We start from the raw sequence: 13,493 nt of genomic DNA on the forward strand, positions 1-13,493 counted from the left end.
GGCGGACGACGAGCTGGTCGCCGTCGGGGCGCCGGAGCACTTCGACGAGGCGCCCCCGGGTGGGGGTGGTGGTGTGCGGTACGGCGGCCGAGAGCCGGCGTTCCAGGTCCGGGTCGCGCAGGGTGCGGCGGGGGGGGGGGGCGGCCGGGGCGGGCCCCCCCCGGGGGCGGCCCCCCCGGGGGTCCCCCCGGGTTGTGCCCCCGGTGGCCCCCATTCACCAGGATGGATTCGCCCCGCGCCGGCTCGTACTCCTCGCCGAGCTCCCTGCGGGCCTGCAGAGTGGCGTCGAGTTCCTTCTTCAGGTCGGCGTCCTGCGCCTCCATTCCCGTCATACGGGCCACGTTAGGGAGTCGGTGTCCGCGCCGCACTGGGGTTAGCCCCCCTGTCCGCGCGGGGTTTCTCAGGGCGGCAGGGGACGAGCCCGGTGCAGAAGAGACGCGCGACGGCGACATGGGCCGTTGCGAAGGCCGGACCGGCGCGGATGACGTCGCGGACCCGGGCTGTTCTCCCGGCCCTTCTCCGGCCGGCGCGGCGGGTGCCCGGAGGCGTAGTGCCGGTTGCCGGCGAGCGGTTCGCCGAGCGTGGCGCGTCTGCGCCGTCACTCTGCGTGTCGGTCCGGGCCTGTTCGGTGCCTCGTGGTCGACTCCTCGCCGGATCACCGCTCCCGCCCCGCCGTCGCTTGGTCGAGTGCTCCCCTTGCCTGACTGCATAGCGGCATGCAAAGTTCATGGTGTCTGAATAGCTTGGTTCGAGGAGGCGGGGCCGTGATGTCGTCCCAGGTCGCGGGCGCCTTTGCCGACGCGCCCTCCTCGGTGGTGGTGCTCGACGGCATCGGCCTCGGCATCGACGACGTCGTGCGTCTGGCGGACGGGGCCGTACGGCCGGTCCCCGGGAACGACGCCATGAAGCGGGTGACGGAGTCCTGGGACGCCGCCCGGCAGATCGCCGCCACCGGCCGTGTCTACGGCCGCTCCACCGGCGTCGGCGCCAACCGGAACGAGGACGTGCCGACCGAGGCGGCCGCCGGACACGGCCTCAGGTTGCTGCGCAGCCACGCCGGCGCCATCGGGGACGAGCTGCCGGCCAGGCAGGTGCGGGCGATGCTCGCCGTCCGCGCCAACCAGCTGCTGGCCGGCGGCGCCGGGCTGCGGCCCACCGTCGTCACGGCGCTGTGCGAGGCGCTGGAGAGCGGGGCGCACCCGGTCGTCAACGAGTTCGGCTCGGTCGGCACGGGCGACATCGCGGCACTGGCGCAGGCCGGGCTGGCACTGGCGGGCGAGCACCCGTGGCGGGGAGCGGGCGCCCCCGGGCCGCAGCCGCTCGACAACAACGACGCCCTGGCCTTCATCAGCAGCAACGCCCTCACCCTCGGGCAGTCCGCGCTCGCGCTGCACGAACTGCGCGGACTGATCGAGGCCACCCAGGTCGTGGCCGCCCTCTCCCTCCTGGCCGTCGACGGATCGCACGAGGCGTACGCCGCCCCCGTCCACGCCGCCCGTCCGCACCACGGCACCGTCGAAGTCGCCCGCCGGATGCGGGAGCTGATCGGCGCCGCCGACCGGCCCACCCCGCCGCTCGGCCGGATCCAGGACCCGTACGGCTTTCGCTGCCTCCCCCAGATCCACGGCCCCGCGCACGACGCGGCCGACGCGCTGGAGCGAGTGCTCACGGTCGAGATCAACGCGGCCGCCGAGAATCCCCTCATCTCCCCCGAGGACCTGGCCGCCTACCACCACGGCGGCTTCTACCAGGCCCAACTGGCCCTCGCCCTGGACCACTTCAGGCTCGCGGTCACCCAGGTGGCCCGCCTGTCGACGTCCCGCCTGTCCACCCTCAACGAGCCCGCCTACACCCGGCTGCGCCCCTTCCTCGCCGACCACGAGTCCGCCTCCTCCGGCGTGATGATCCTGGAGTACGCCGCCGGGGCCGCCCTTGGCGACCTGCGGGCCTTCTCGGCCCCCGCCTCCCTCGGCCACGCTGTACTCTCCCGGGGCGTCGAGGAACAGGCCAGTTTCGCCTCTCTCGCCGCCCGGCAAACGCTGCGCGCCTGTGGTGCGTACCGTCTGGTGGTGGGCTGCGAACTCGTCGCCGCCGTACGGGCGCTGCGCCAGCGCGACCTGAAACCGGATCCGGAGCTACCGGCCGGGCGGGCGCTGACGCTCGCCGAGTCGGTGCTCGACGAGGACCTGGCCGACCGGCCGCTCACGGACGACGTGACATCGGCGGCCGCACTGCTCGACCGGTTCACGGACATCTGGAGGGGGAGCACGTCATGAGCGTGACCGACAGCCCGGCCACACGGTTGCAGGCGCTCTTCGAGGGGCACCGGCTCACGCCGACCCAGCGGCGCATCGCGCACAGCATGGTGCGGCGCGCCGCCGACGTGCCGTTCCTGTCCAGCGTGGAGCTGGCCGAACTGGCCGGGGTCAGCCAGCCGTCCGTGACCCGCTTCGCGGTCGCCCTCGGCTTCGACGGCTACCCGGCGCTGCGCAGGCACCTGCGCGAGGTGGTGCCCGCCGAGCCTGCCGCGGGTCCGGGCTCGTACAACGAGTACCAGCAGGCCGTCGAGGCCGAGATCGAGAACCTGCGGCACCTGGCCGAACTGCTGGCCGACCCGCGGCCGGTGCAGAAGGCGGGCCGGATCCTGGCCGCCTCCCCTTCGCTGCCCGTACTCGGGCTGCGGGCCGCGGCCTCCCAGGCCTACGGATTCGCCTACTTCGCCGCCAAGGTCCACCCGGACGTCCGGCTGCTCGACCAGGGCGGCACGATGGTCCACGACCGCATCGACGCGGCCGTACGCGCGGGCGCCTCGGCCCTGCTGTGCTTCGCGCTGCCGCGCCACCCGCGCGAGGTCGTCGACACCCTGGCCTACGCCAAGGAGAGCGGCCTTACGGTCGTCACGGTCGCCGACTCGGCGTTCGCGCCCGTCGCCAGGCACTCGGACCTGCTGCTGCCCGCCGCCGTCGGCACCGGGCTCGCCTTCGACACCGCCTGCGCGCCCATGCTGCTGGGGCGGGTGCTGCTGGAAGCCATGTGCGACGACCTGCCGGACGCGCAGGTCCGGCTGGAGGAGTTCGACGCGCGGGCGGCGGCGCGGGGTCTGTTCGTGGACTGACCCGGCGCGGCCCGGCGGTTTGGTCCGCGCGGCTCTCAGACTCGTCTCACCTTGGCTCGCTACCGTGCCCGTCCGACGGGAGTTTCGCAGCAGGCCTGGGAGGCGGAGCATGGCGCGCGGAGAACGCGGAGGACAGGGTTTGGCCCGGGTGGCCGTCGTCGTACGGGCCGGGGCGGCGCCGCTGTGGTGGTGCGGGGTGTTCGCCGCGGGCGTCGGCGTCCTGCCGCCCGGGGTGACCGGGCGCCGGATCGGCGTTCTGGCCGGGGCCGCACTGTTCGTCATCGGCGCCGCCGCCGTGGCCTACGCGCGCCGCGGCCGGTACGCCGCCCTGGCCCGGGGCGCCGCCCGTGCGGGCAGGCACGACGTGCTGCAGGACCGTGCGGTGACGGTGCGCAACTGGCGCCGGGGACACCGCTGGTGGCTGCTGCTCGCCTTCGCCGTCGCGCTGGGCAGCTCCTTCGCCGTGCCCGCGGCCGGCGGCATGCTGCTGGCCGGGACCGGAACCGGGCTGCGGCTGAAGGCCGCCTGGCTGGGCCGCCGCGAACGGGCCGAGGACGCGCTGCTGTGGCTGCGTGTCGACTGGCTGGACAAGCGCGGCGGCCGCCCCGCGGGCAAGGCCGTCAAGGCCTACCGCGGCACGGGCATCGCCGCGGGCGACGCGGCCCCGGGCGGGACCCGCCGCCGCACCGCGGCGCTCGTCTGAGCTCAGACCTCGAGCTCCTCCTCGATCCTTTTCAGCTGGTGCCGGGCCATCGCCAGGTTGGCCCTGGACTGGTCGAGGACCAGGTAGAGGAACAGCCCGTTGCCGCCGCGGCCCTTGAGCAGCCGGATCAGGTGGTACTGGCTGGACAGCGTGATCAGGATGTCCTCGATCTCGCCCTTGAGGCCGAGGTGCTCCATGGTGCGCATCTTGGCCCTGATCACGTCGGTGTTGCCGGCCGCGGCCACGTTCAGGTCGAAGCTCTTGCTGCCTCCCATCGTGCCCAGCGCCATACCGCTGGTGTAGTCGACGAGCGCGACTCCGGTCGCGCCCTCGATCGAGGTCAGGGCTTCCTTCAGAGCGGTCTCGGTGTTGGCCATCGTGCTGCCTCTTCTCCCTTGATGCTTCTCAACTGTCGGTCGCGGTGCGCGCGTCGGTTGCCGTGCGCCCGTCGGTGGCGGTGGTTCGTGGTGTGCGGGTGGGCCGCGTGCGCGGGGCGGCCGACCTGGCCGCCGGTGCGGGGCGCACCTGCTTCTTGGCCGCGGCGGCCTCGGCGGCGTCGACCAGCTCCCCGATCCGGGCGCCGGCCCGGCGGCCCTCCAGGTGCAGCCGGCCCACGTTGACCCGGTCCTGGGCGAGCAGCGTCAGGACGGCACTGCGGCCCGCCGCGTAGGTCGCGATGTAGCCGTCAGAGCCGCGCACCAGCAGTTCCCGGAAGTCGCCCTGCCCCGTCGTGTCCGCCATCCGCACGGCGACGCCGAGCGCGGCCGCGGTCAGCGCCGCCAGGCTCTCGGGGTCGACGCCCGGGGCGTCATGGGCGACGACGAGACCGTCGACGCCCGCCGCGAGGGCGCCGGTGAGCTGGGGAACGCGGCTGCGCAGCCGGCGCAGCTCGTCCACGATGTCGGGCTGGGCCGCCATCAGATCTCCCCTCTCGGCGGGTCGGTTCCGTTCAAAGGGCCTCCAGCGCATTCCTGAGCCTCTTCAGCAGCGCGATGTCGGGGTCGGTGACCGGGGGAAGCGGCGGGGGCGCCGGTCCGGGCGCCGTCGGGCCGGGCGACACCAGTCCCGCCGCCGCCAGCCGGCGTACGTCCACCAGCGTGTGGAACGCCTTCCTGCCCAGCTCCCGCGCTATGTCCGACGCGGTGCGGACGCCGTCCAGCCGCTCCAGGACCGCCCGTTGCCGGGGGGGGACCGGCGGGGCGGCCACGGGATCGGCCCGGATCAGCGGCGCGCTGTCGGTGACCGGGTCCGGGAAGATGCGGTGCAGGAGCGCCCGGCGGCGCAGGGTCTCCCGCTCCAGGGCGGTGACCGGCAACGGCCGCAGGACGGAGACGCGGGGTGCGGTGCCGTACCGGAAACGCCCCGGGGTGCTGCTGGGTGCCAGGGCGAAGTACCCGGCGTCGTACAGCGCACTCAGTTGGCACAGCTCCAGGGCGCCCGCGCTCAGCCGGCCGGTGTCGAGCAGCAGACGGGCGGCGCCGGCCGGGCCGCCGGCCCGGTCCGCGGCCTGTCTCCAGTCGCCCGGGGCGAGCGCGCCGTGGGCCGTGAGGAGCACGTCGAGACCGGGGGCAAGCGGGCTCTCGGCGTGCACCACGCGGCCCTCGGTGAGGTGCAGGGTGCCGTGCTCGCGGACGAGGACGCCGGTGGCCCGCTCGTCGGCGAGCCGGGTCAGCATCGGCGAGAGGGCGCCCTGGCCCTGCTCCCGTGCGCCCGCCTTGTCCCGCACGGGCAGCGGCGGCGGCGTCCCGACCACGGTCATGCCAGCACCAGCCGATCGGCCATCTCGCCGAGACGGATGCGGGCGAGCGCGAGATTGCCGTCCTCGCGGGCCAGCCACAGATGCAGGAACACGGTGCTGTCGAAGGACGTGACCACGAACCGCAGCAGGTGGTAGCTGTCCCGGTTGCTGACGATCAGGTCCTCGACCGGGGGCCGCTCGTCGTCCGGATCCCCGGCCGCGAAGGCACCGTGCTCGGCGGCCAGCCGGGCCAGTTCCGCGGCCTCGGCCGCGGTCGTCTCGTGGTCACCGCCGGGGGCCTCCCCGACGGCGCCCAGGGCCAGCCCGCTCGTCCAGTCCACCAGCGCCGCACCCCGGGCACCGGGCAGGCGCATAGCTTCGAGCAGGCACTCGTCGATTCCGGGCACCCCGGTTCCCCTCCCACCTGGAACTCCGGCTGAGTGACGGAGACACTACGCAACGTGTGCGCGAGGGGTGAGTCTTATGGCATTTTCCGGTGGAACATGCGTGCCTAGGGCTAGGGTGGTCAGCTTGCCTGCTTTCACTTCAGTTGATCGTCGTGGCAGTCGGGGCGTGTCAACGGCTTCCCGAAGCCCGAAGGGCGGTGAGGGCGGACGCGTGAGCCCCTCCCGATTCGGCCACGATCTCGTCCAGCGTCTGCGGCTCGCGCACCGTCGCGAAGGCCAGGCCGCCCGAGCCGTCCGGGGCGAAGCCGTAAATGCCCGGCCGGGCAAGGGAGTTGTAGGCGTAGTGGTGGGCGAAGTAGTACGCGCCCGTGTCCAGTGCCGCCGCGAGGTCGCCCGCCTCCAAAAGGGGCATCGCGTGCGCCCGGGCGAGCAGGTCGCCCGAGAAACAGGCCGGGCCCGCGACGTCCTGCACCACCTCGGGCCCGGACTTGGGCCGCCCCTTCGCGTCGTACGCGGCGATCCTGAGCGGCCACGCCTCCGGCGCGTACACCGTGCGCGTCGCCACCTGCACACCCGCGTGCGTCACGGCGATCCGGCGCCCGCCGGCGCTCTTGGCGTACTCCACCCGTGCCAGCACGGTCCCGTGCTCGGCCAGCAGCGACCGCCCGAACTCGGTCACCAGCCCGTAACGCCCGTCGAACAGCCCCGGCACCACCTCGCCGAGCAGCCGCGCGTACTGCGCGAACGTCGGTGCCGTCGCGTCCGAGGTGAAGTTCACCGGGAGCCCGCCGCCGATGTCGAGCGTATCGATCTGCCGCCGCCCCACGCGCGCGTTGATCTCCTCGGCCAGCGCGTACGTCTCCGCCACGCCCTGCGCCATCAGCGACAGCGGAATGCCCTGCGAGCCGGTGTGCGCGTGCAGCCGGGTCAGCCACGGCCGGTCGGCGTACGCCTGTACGACCCACTCCCGGGCCCCCTCGTCGCGCAGCGCCACGCCGAACTTCGAGGTCGGCGTGGCCGTCGAGGTCGCCTCGATGGAGCCGCCGCCGACCTGCGGATTCACCCGGATCCCGAGCGGGGACCGGCTCGGGGCGGACCGTACGAGCGCGTCGACGCGGTCCAGCTCCTGCGGGTTGTCCGCGTTGACGGCGATCCCCAGCGCCAGTGCCTCGCGCAGTTCGGCCGCGGTCTTGGCCGGCGAGTCGAGGACCGTGCGGGACGGCGGGATCCCGGCCGCGCGCGCCAGCGCCAGCTCGCCCGGACTGGCCACCTCCGCGCCCACGCCCGCCGCGTCCAGCAGCCGCAGCACCGGCACCAGCGGGGTCGCCTTCACCGCGAAGGCGTGCAGCACCGGCGTGCCCGGCGCCACCACCGAGTCGAACGCCGCCCGCAGCGCCGCCGCCGACTCCCGGATGCCCATGACGTCCAGCAGCCCGGCGACGGGCGCCCCGGGCCCGACCAGCCCCCGCTCCGCCGCTGCCCGCACCGCCTCGTCGCGCCGGACGACCCGTTCCTCGTCGCCCCCGTACCCGTCGCCGCAGCCGCCCACCACGCCCCCCGTCCTGTCGCCGTCCGCACCCATGCATCCAGCCAAACACCCGCGACGCGCCGCCGCCGCCGCACCCGATGTATTGACTAGCTCTATTCAGAGCGCAAGGATGTGAATAGCAGAAGTAACAATCCCCCGGTGAGCAATCCGCTAGGAGGCAGACCATGTCAGGACCCCGCCCCGTACGAGCGCCGCGCGGTACGGAACTGAGCGCCCTGGGATGGCAGCAGGAAGCCGCCCTGCGGATGCTGCAGAACAACCTCGACCCCGAGGTCGCCGAACACCCCGACAAGCTCGTCGTCTACGGCGGCACCGGCAAGGCCGCCCGCGACTGGCGTTCCTTCGACGCGATGGTGCGCACCCTTCGCACCCTCAAGCAGGACGAGACCATGCTGGTCCAGTCCGGCCGCCCGGTCGGCGTCATGCAGACCCACGAGTGGGCCCCGCGCGTCCTCATCGCCAACTCCAACCTGGTCGGCGACTGGGCCAACTGGGAGGAGTTCCGCCGTCTGGAGGCCCTCGGCCTGACCATGTACGGCCAGATGACCGCCGGCTCCTGGATCTACATCGGCACCCAGGGCATCCTCCAGGGCACCTACGAGACCTTCGCCGCCGTCGCCGCGAAGAAGTTCAACGGCACCCTTGCCGGCACCATCACCCTGACCGCCGGCCTCGGCGGCATGGGCGGCGCCCAGCCGCTCGCGGTGACCATGAACGACGGCGTCGCGATCTGCATCGACTGCGACCCGCGCGCCATCGAGCGCCGCATCGAGCACCGCTACCTGGACGTGAAGGCCGACTCCCTGGAGCACGCCCTCCAGCTCGCCGTCGAGGCCCGCGACGCCCGCCGCCCGCTCTCCGTCGGACTGCTCGGCAACGCCGCCGAGCTGCTGCCGCGCATGCTCGCCGAGGGCGCCCCGATCGACATCGTCACCGACCAGACCTCCGCCCACGACCCGCTGTCGTACCTCCCGTTGGGCGTGGAGTTCGAGGACATGGCCTCCGCCGCGGCCAAGGACCCGGCCGGCTTCACCACCCGCGCCCGTGAGTCGATGGCCAAGCACGTCGAGGCGATGGTCGGCTTCATGGACGCCGGCGCCGAGGTCTTCGACTACGGCAACTCCATCCGCGGCGAGGCCCAGCTGGCCGGCTACGACCGCGCGTTCGCCTTCCCCGGCTTCGTCCCCGCCTACATCCGCCCGCTGTTCTGCGAGGGCAAGGGCCCCTTCCGCTGGGCCGCCCTGTCCGGCGAGGCCTCGGACATCGCCAAGACCGACAAGGCGATCCTGGAACTCTTCCCGGAGAACGAGTCCCTGCACCGCTGGATCAAGATGGCCGGCGAGCGCGTCCACTTCCAGGGCCTGCCCGCCCGCATCTGCTGGCTCGGCTACGGCGAGCGCGACAAGGCCGGCGAGCGCTTCAACGACATGGTGGCGTCGGGCGAGCTGGCGGCCCCGCTGGCCATCGGCCGCGACCACCTCGACTGCGGTTCCGTCGCCTCCCCGTACCGCGAGACCGAGGCCATGCTCGACGGCTCCGACGCGATCGCCGACTGGCCGCTGCTCAACGCCATGGTCAACGTGGCCTCGGGCGCGTCCTGGGTCTCCCTGCACCACGGCGGCGGCGTCGGCATGGGCCGCTCCATCCACGCCGGCCAGGTGACGGTCGCCGACGGCACCAAGCTCGGCGGCGAGAAGATCCGCCGCGTCCTCACCAACGACCCCGGCATGGGTGTCATCCGGCACGTGGACGCCGGATACGACATCGCGGAGTCGGTGGCGGCCGAGCGCGGTGTGCGGGTGCCCATGCGCGAGGGTGACCAGGCGTGACCTTCCACAGCATGTGGGGGGAGCTGCTGCCGGTCGGGCGCAGCGCCCCCGCCCGCGGCGACCGCCCCGATGGCGGGTACGGGGCCGACGCCGACTGCCGTGCCTGGTTCAAGGAGCAGGCCGAGGCGCGCGGGCTGGCCTACGAGGTGGACCACAACGGCAACCAGTGGGCGTGGCTCGGCGACCCGGACGCGGGCGACGCCGTCGTCACCGGGTCGCACCTCGACTCCGTGCCGGACGGCGGGGCCTTCGACGGGCCCCTCGGGGTCGTGTCCTCGTTCGCCGCGCTGGACGAACTGCGCGGCAGGGCGGTGCGGTTCGACAAGCCACTGGCCATCGTCAACTTCGGTGACGAGGAGGGCGCCCGGTTCGGGCTCGCCTGCGTGGGATCACGGCTCACGGCGGGCCGGCTCACCGCAGAGCAGGCGCACCGGCTGACCGACGGCGACGGCGTCACGCTGCCGCGGGCGATGGAGGCCGCCGGATACGACCCCGACGCCATCGGGCCGGACCCGGAGCGGCTCGCCCGCATCGGCGCCTTCGTCGAACTCCACGTCGAGCAGGGCCGGGCACTGGACATCTCCGGCGACCGGGTCGGCATCGCCAGCGCCATCTGGCCGCACGGCCGATGGCGCTTCGACTTCCGCGGCGAGGCCAACCACGCCGGCACCACCCGCCTCGTCGACCGGCGCGACCCCATGCTGTCGTACGCCGAGACGGTCCTCGCCGCCCGCCGCGAGGCCGAACTCGCCGGTGCCGTCGCCACCTTCGGCAAGATCGCGGTCGAGCCCAACGGTGTCAACGCCATCCCCTCCCTGGTGCGCGGCTGGCTGGACTCCCGCGCCGCCGACCAGGAGACCCTCGACACCGTCGTCACGGGTGTGGAGAAGGCGGCCCGCGAGTACGCCACCGCACACGGCATCGACCTCGACGTCGTCCGCGAGTCCTTCACGCCGGTCGTCGAGTTCGACCACGCCCTGCGCGACGAACTGGTCCGCATCCTCGGCAGGGACGCCGACCTCAGGGTGCCCGTCCTGGGCACCGGTGCCGGACACGACGCCGGAATCCTCTCCGGGCGGATCCCGACCGCCATGCTGTTCGTACGCAATCCCACCGGCGTCTCGCACTCCCCGGCCGAGTTCGCGGCCGAGGACGACTGCGAGGCCGGGGTGACCGCGCTCGCCGACGTACTGGAAGGGCTGGCCTGCAGGTGACACCGACGCGGCAGACACAGACGTACTGGCTCGAACACGCCTGGCTCGACACCCACGTCGAGCCGGGCGTGGCCGTCGAGGTGGCGGACGGCCGCATCACCGCCGTCCGCACCGGCGTAACCACCCCGCCGCCCGGCGCCGAGATCCTGCGCGGTCTCACCCTTCCCGGGCTGGCCAACGCCCACAGCCACGCCTTCCACCGCGCGCTGCGCGGCACCGTCCAGGTCGGCTCCGGCACCTTCTGGACGTGGCGCGAGGTCATGTACTCGTTCGCCGACAAGCTGACCCCGGACACCTACCACGCGCTCGCCCGCGCCGTGTACGCGGAGATGGCGCTGGCCGGTGTCACGTCGGTCGGTGAGTTCCACTACGTGCACCACGCGCCCGGCGGCACCCCCTACGCCGACCCGAACGCGATGGGCGAGGCGCTGATCGCGGCCGCCGCCGAGGCCGGCATCCGCATCACCCTCCTCGACACCGCCTATCTGTCCTCCGGCTTCGGACAGCCGCCCAACGTCCACCAGCGGCGCTTCTCCGACGGCAGCGCGGAGGCCTGGGCCGAACGCTGTTCACTTCTCAAGGAACGGGATCACGCACGGATCGGAGCGGCGATCCACTCGGTACGGGCCGTGCCCGCGGACCAGCTGGCGACCGTCGCGCGATGGGCCGAGGAACGGCGGGCCCCGCTCCATGTGCACCTGTCCGAGCAGACCGCCGAGAACGACGCCTGCCAGGAGGCGCACGGCTGCACGCCCACCCGGCTCCTCGCCGACCACGGCGTCCTCGGCCCGCGCACCACAGGCGTCCACAACACGCACCTCACCGACGAGGACATCGCCCTCCTCGGCGGCTCCCGCACCGGCACCTGCATGTGCCCCACGACGGAGCGGGACCTGGCGGACGGCATCGGCCCCGCGGTCGCCCTCCAGCGCGCGGGCTCCCCGCTGTCCCTCGGCTCCGACAGCCACGCCGTCATCGACCTGCTCGAAGAGGCGCGCGCGATGGAGCTCGACGAGCGACTGCGCACCCGCACCCGGGGCCACTGGACGGCCGCGGCGCTGCTGCGCGCGGCTACGGCGGACGGTCATGCGGCCCTGGGCTGGGACGGGGCCGGCACCATCGAGCCCGGTGCGCTCGCCGATCTGACGACGATCGCCCTCGACTCGGTCAGGACAGCGGGGCCGCTGCCCAGGCTCGGCGCCGAGACCGCCGTATTCGCCGCGACGGCAGCGGACGTACGCCACACGATCGTGGCAGGGCGACGCGTCGTACGGGACGGTGCGCACGCCCTCGTGCCCGACGTGCCCCAGGCGCTCGCCGCCGCCGTGGACGCCCTGCGCGCCTGACGCCCCCACCCAGTCCGCCCACCGACAAGGACGCCATGAGCAGCACCGCCATCACCAACATCGCCACGCTGGTCACCAACGACCCCTCCCTCGGTGACGGATCCCCCCTCGGTCTGATCCAGGACGCTGCCCTCGTCATCGACGGCGACCGCGTCGTGTGGACCGGTGAATCCAGCAAAGCACCCGCCACTGACAACCGGGTCGACGCCGGCGGCCGCGCGGTCCTCCCGGGCTTCGTCGACTCCCACTCCCACCTGGTCTTCGCGGGCGACCGTACGCAGGAGTTCAACGCGCGCATGTCGGGGCGGGCGTACAGCGCGGGCGGCATCCGCACGACGGTCGCGGCGACCCGGGCGGCGACCGACGAGGCGCTGGAGGCGAACCTCACCCGCTATCTGGGCGAGGCCCTCCGCCAGGGCACGACGACGTTCGAGACGAAGTCGGGCTACGGACTGACGGTCGCCGACGAGTCCCGCGCCCTGCGCATCGCCTCCGCCCACACGGACGAGGTCACCTACCTCGGCGCCCACATCGTCCCGCCCGACTACGCCGAGGACCCGGCGGCCTACGTGGCCCTGGTCACCGGCGAGATGCTCGACGCCTGCGCGCCGTACGCCCGGTGGATCGACGTCTTCTGCGAGAAGGGCGCCTTCGACGGCGACCAGGCGCGGGCGATCCTCACGGCGGGCAAGGCCAAGGGCCTGCACCCGCGCGTCCACGCCAACCAGCTCACCTACGGCCCCGGAGTGCAACTGGCCGTCGAACTCGACGCGGCCAGCGCGGACCACTGCACCCACCTCACGGACGCGGACGTGGACGCCCTGGCCGACGGCCGTACGGTCGCCACGCTGCTGCCCGGCGCCGAGTTCTCCACCCGGGCGCAGTGGCCCGACGCCCGCCGTCTCCTGGACGCCGGTGTCACGGTCGCCCTGTCCACCGACTGCAACCCCGGTTCGTCCTTCACCTCCTCGGTGCCGTTCTGCGTCGCGCTGGCGGTGCGGGACATGGGGATGACGCCGGACGAGGCCGTGTGGTCGGCGACGGCGGGCGGTGCGGCGGCGCTGCGACGCGACGACATCGGCCGCCTCACCCCGGGCGCGCGCGCCGACCTGATCCTGCTGGACGCCCCGAGCCATGTGCACCTGGCCTACCGGCCGGGCGTTCCGCTGGTCAGCGGGGTGTGGCGGCGGGGCTCGCGCGAGGTCTGAGGCGGTCCGGCCTCAGGCCGCCGGCGGGATGAGCCGGCGGGGCCGCACGGGAGACCCGGACGCGGTCATCCCGCCCCCGCCAGCCACCGCTGCTCCGGCCCCCCGCTCAACGGCTCCAGCGACACCCAGCGGTCCCCGTCCGCCGTGACGCCCGTCTCGACGGCGATCTCCGGGCGGATCACCCCGTCGGGGTCCACCGTGAACCGCAGGTTGTCGCCGTGGTCGCCGTAGACCGAGCTGCAGTGCCAGATGCCGACACCCCGGTCGACGTCGCCCCGGCTGTCCAGACAGAAGTCGGGGTCGGCGGCGGACTGGAGCACCCCGCGGGCGGGGTCGAGGCGCCCCCGCCGGGGGGTGGTGGACGCGCCGGGGGCCGGGATAACG

General features: G+C 73.8%; 12 protein-coding genes and 2 pseudogenes. 7 read left to right on the plus strand and 7 right to left on the minus strand.

From position 1 onward, the window contains the following. A pseudogene (locus ACFW2E_RS02295) lies at window positions 1-214 on the minus strand (hypothetical protein); the annotation flags it as partial. A 553-nt stretch (window positions 215-767) separates the two neighbouring features. On the opposite strand from ACFW2E_RS02295, the gene ACFW2E_RS02300 reads away from it, so the two are divergent. The 3 genes from ACFW2E_RS02300 to ACFW2E_RS02310 all read left to right on the plus strand — a co-directional run bounded on the left by ACFW2E_RS02300 (window position 768) and on the right by ACFW2E_RS02310 (window position 3,818). Beyond that, entirely contained in the window at window positions 768-2,276 is a 1,509-nt protein-coding gene (locus ACFW2E_RS02300; RefSeq protein ID WP_384460035.1) for an aromatic amino acid ammonia-lyase, read from the plus strand. Further along, on the plus strand, window positions 2,273-3,115 hold the full coding sequence (locus ACFW2E_RS02305; protein ID WP_384460038.1) for a MurR/RpiR family transcriptional regulator: 843 nt from the start codon (window positions 2,273-2,275) through the stop codon (window positions 3,113-3,115). The genes ACFW2E_RS02300 and ACFW2E_RS02305 overlap by 4 nt, the downstream gene beginning before the upstream one ends. Before the next feature lie 109 nt (window positions 3,116-3,224). Then, window positions 3,225-3,818 carry a hypothetical protein gene (locus tag ACFW2E_RS02310; RefSeq protein WP_384460041.1) on the plus strand — a complete coding sequence of 198 codons (594 nt, stop codon included), beginning with the start codon at window positions 3,225-3,227 and terminating at the stop codon, window positions 3,816-3,818. Between the two features lie 2 nt (window positions 3,819-3,820). Here ACFW2E_RS02310 and ACFW2E_RS02315 read toward each other — a convergent pair whose 3' ends face one another. The 5 genes from ACFW2E_RS02315 to ACFW2E_RS02335 form a co-directional block, all read right to left on the minus strand. Next, a complete protein-coding gene (locus tag ACFW2E_RS02315; protein ID WP_384460044.1) occupies window positions 3,821-4,195 on the minus strand; it encodes a hypothetical protein in 375 nt (124 codons plus the stop codon). Between the two features lie 28 nt (window positions 4,196-4,223). Next, complete coding sequence (locus ACFW2E_RS02320) at window positions 4,224-4,736, minus strand: roadblock/LC7 domain-containing protein (protein WP_384460047.1); 513 nt, start codon at window positions 4,734-4,736, stop codon at window positions 4,224-4,226. Between the two features lie 31 nt (window positions 4,737-4,767). Next, on the minus strand, window positions 4,768-5,577 hold the full coding sequence (locus ACFW2E_RS02325) for a transcriptional regulator (protein WP_384460050.1): 810 nt from the start codon (window positions 5,575-5,577) through the stop codon (window positions 4,768-4,770). Next, on the minus strand, window positions 5,574-5,963 hold the full coding sequence (locus tag ACFW2E_RS02330) for a hypothetical protein (protein ID WP_384460053.1): 390 nt from the start codon (window positions 5,961-5,963) through the stop codon (window positions 5,574-5,576). The genes ACFW2E_RS02325 and ACFW2E_RS02330 overlap by 4 nt, the downstream gene beginning before the upstream one ends. Before the next feature lie 169 nt (window positions 5,964-6,132). Then, complete coding sequence (locus ACFW2E_RS02335; protein ID WP_384460056.1) at window positions 6,133-7,545, minus strand: diaminopimelate decarboxylase; 1,413 nt, start codon at window positions 7,543-7,545, stop codon at window positions 6,133-6,135. Between the two features lie 131 nt (window positions 7,546-7,676). Here ACFW2E_RS02335 and hutU point away from each other — a divergent pair, with 131 nt between their 5' ends. From hutU to hutI, 4 genes are read left to right on the plus strand one after another with little or no spacing between them, the layout of a single operon-like run. Next, window positions 7,677-9,341: a urocanate hydratase gene (hutU, locus tag ACFW2E_RS02340; protein WP_384460058.1), complete on the plus strand. Its 1,665-nt coding sequence runs from the start codon at window positions 7,677-7,679 to the stop codon at window positions 9,339-9,341. After that, the gene (locus ACFW2E_RS02345; RefSeq protein ID WP_384460061.1) at window positions 9,338-10,555 is read left to right on the plus strand and encodes an allantoate amidohydrolase; all 1,218 of its coding nucleotides are present in this window, start codon (window positions 9,338-9,340) and stop codon (window positions 10,553-10,555) included. The genes hutU and ACFW2E_RS02345 overlap by 4 nt, the downstream gene beginning before the upstream one ends. Next, the gene (locus tag ACFW2E_RS02350) at window positions 10,552-11,901 is read left to right on the plus strand and encodes a formimidoylglutamate deiminase (RefSeq protein ID WP_384460064.1); all 1,350 of its coding nucleotides are present in this window, start codon (window positions 10,552-10,554) and stop codon (window positions 11,899-11,901) included. Before ACFW2E_RS02345 ends, ACFW2E_RS02350 begins: the two co-directional genes overlap by 4 nt. Before the next feature lie 35 nt (window positions 11,902-11,936). Next, a complete protein-coding gene (gene hutI / locus ACFW2E_RS02355; protein WP_384460067.1) occupies window positions 11,937-13,109 on the plus strand; it encodes an imidazolonepropionase in 1,173 nt (390 codons plus the stop codon). 65 nt (window positions 13,110-13,174) lie between these two features. Here the strand turns inward: hutI and ACFW2E_RS02360 are convergent. After that, window positions 13,175-13,493, minus strand: a pseudogene (locus ACFW2E_RS02360) (ricin-type beta-trefoil lectin domain protein); the annotation flags it as partial.

Origin of the sequence: Streptomyces sp. NPDC058964, from assembly GCF_042741275.1 — a bacterium.
Lineage (GTDB): Bacteria > Actinomycetota > Actinomycetes > Streptomycetales > Streptomycetaceae > Streptomyces.

Bases quoted from the DNA above. Each gene is read 5' to 3' on its own strand.
- ACFW2E_RS02300 (WP_384460035.1), top strand. From the start codon at position 768: ATGTCGTCCCAGGTCGCGGGCGCCTTTGCCGACGCGCCCTCCTCGGTG.
- ACFW2E_RS02305 (WP_384460038.1), top strand. From the start codon at position 2,273: ATGAGCGTGACCGACAGCCCGGCCACACGGTTGCAGGCGCTCTTCGAG.
- ACFW2E_RS02310 (WP_384460041.1), top strand. From the start codon at position 3,225: ATGGCGCGCGGAGAACGCGGAGGACAGGGTTTGGCCCGGGTGGCCGTC.
- ACFW2E_RS02315 (WP_384460044.1), bottom strand. From the start codon at position 4,195: ATGGCCAACACCGAGACCGCTCTGAAGGAAGCCCTGACCTCGATCGAG.
- ACFW2E_RS02320 (WP_384460047.1), bottom strand. From the start codon at position 4,736: ATGGCGGCCCAGCCCGACATCGTGGACGAGCTGCGCCGGCTGCGCAGC.
- ACFW2E_RS02325 (WP_384460050.1), bottom strand. From the start codon at position 5,577: ATGACCGTGGTCGGGACGCCGCCGCCGCTGCCCGTGCGGGACAAGGCG.
- ACFW2E_RS02335 (WP_384460056.1), bottom strand. From the start codon at position 7,545: ATGGGTGCGGACGGCGACAGGACGGGGGGCGTGGTGGGCGGCTGCGGC.
- hutU (WP_384460058.1), top strand. From the start codon at position 7,677: ATGTCAGGACCCCGCCCCGTACGAGCGCCGCGCGGTACGGAACTGAGC.
- hutI (WP_384460067.1), top strand. From the start codon at position 11,937: ATGAGCAGCACCGCCATCACCAACATCGCCACGCTGGTCACCAACGAC.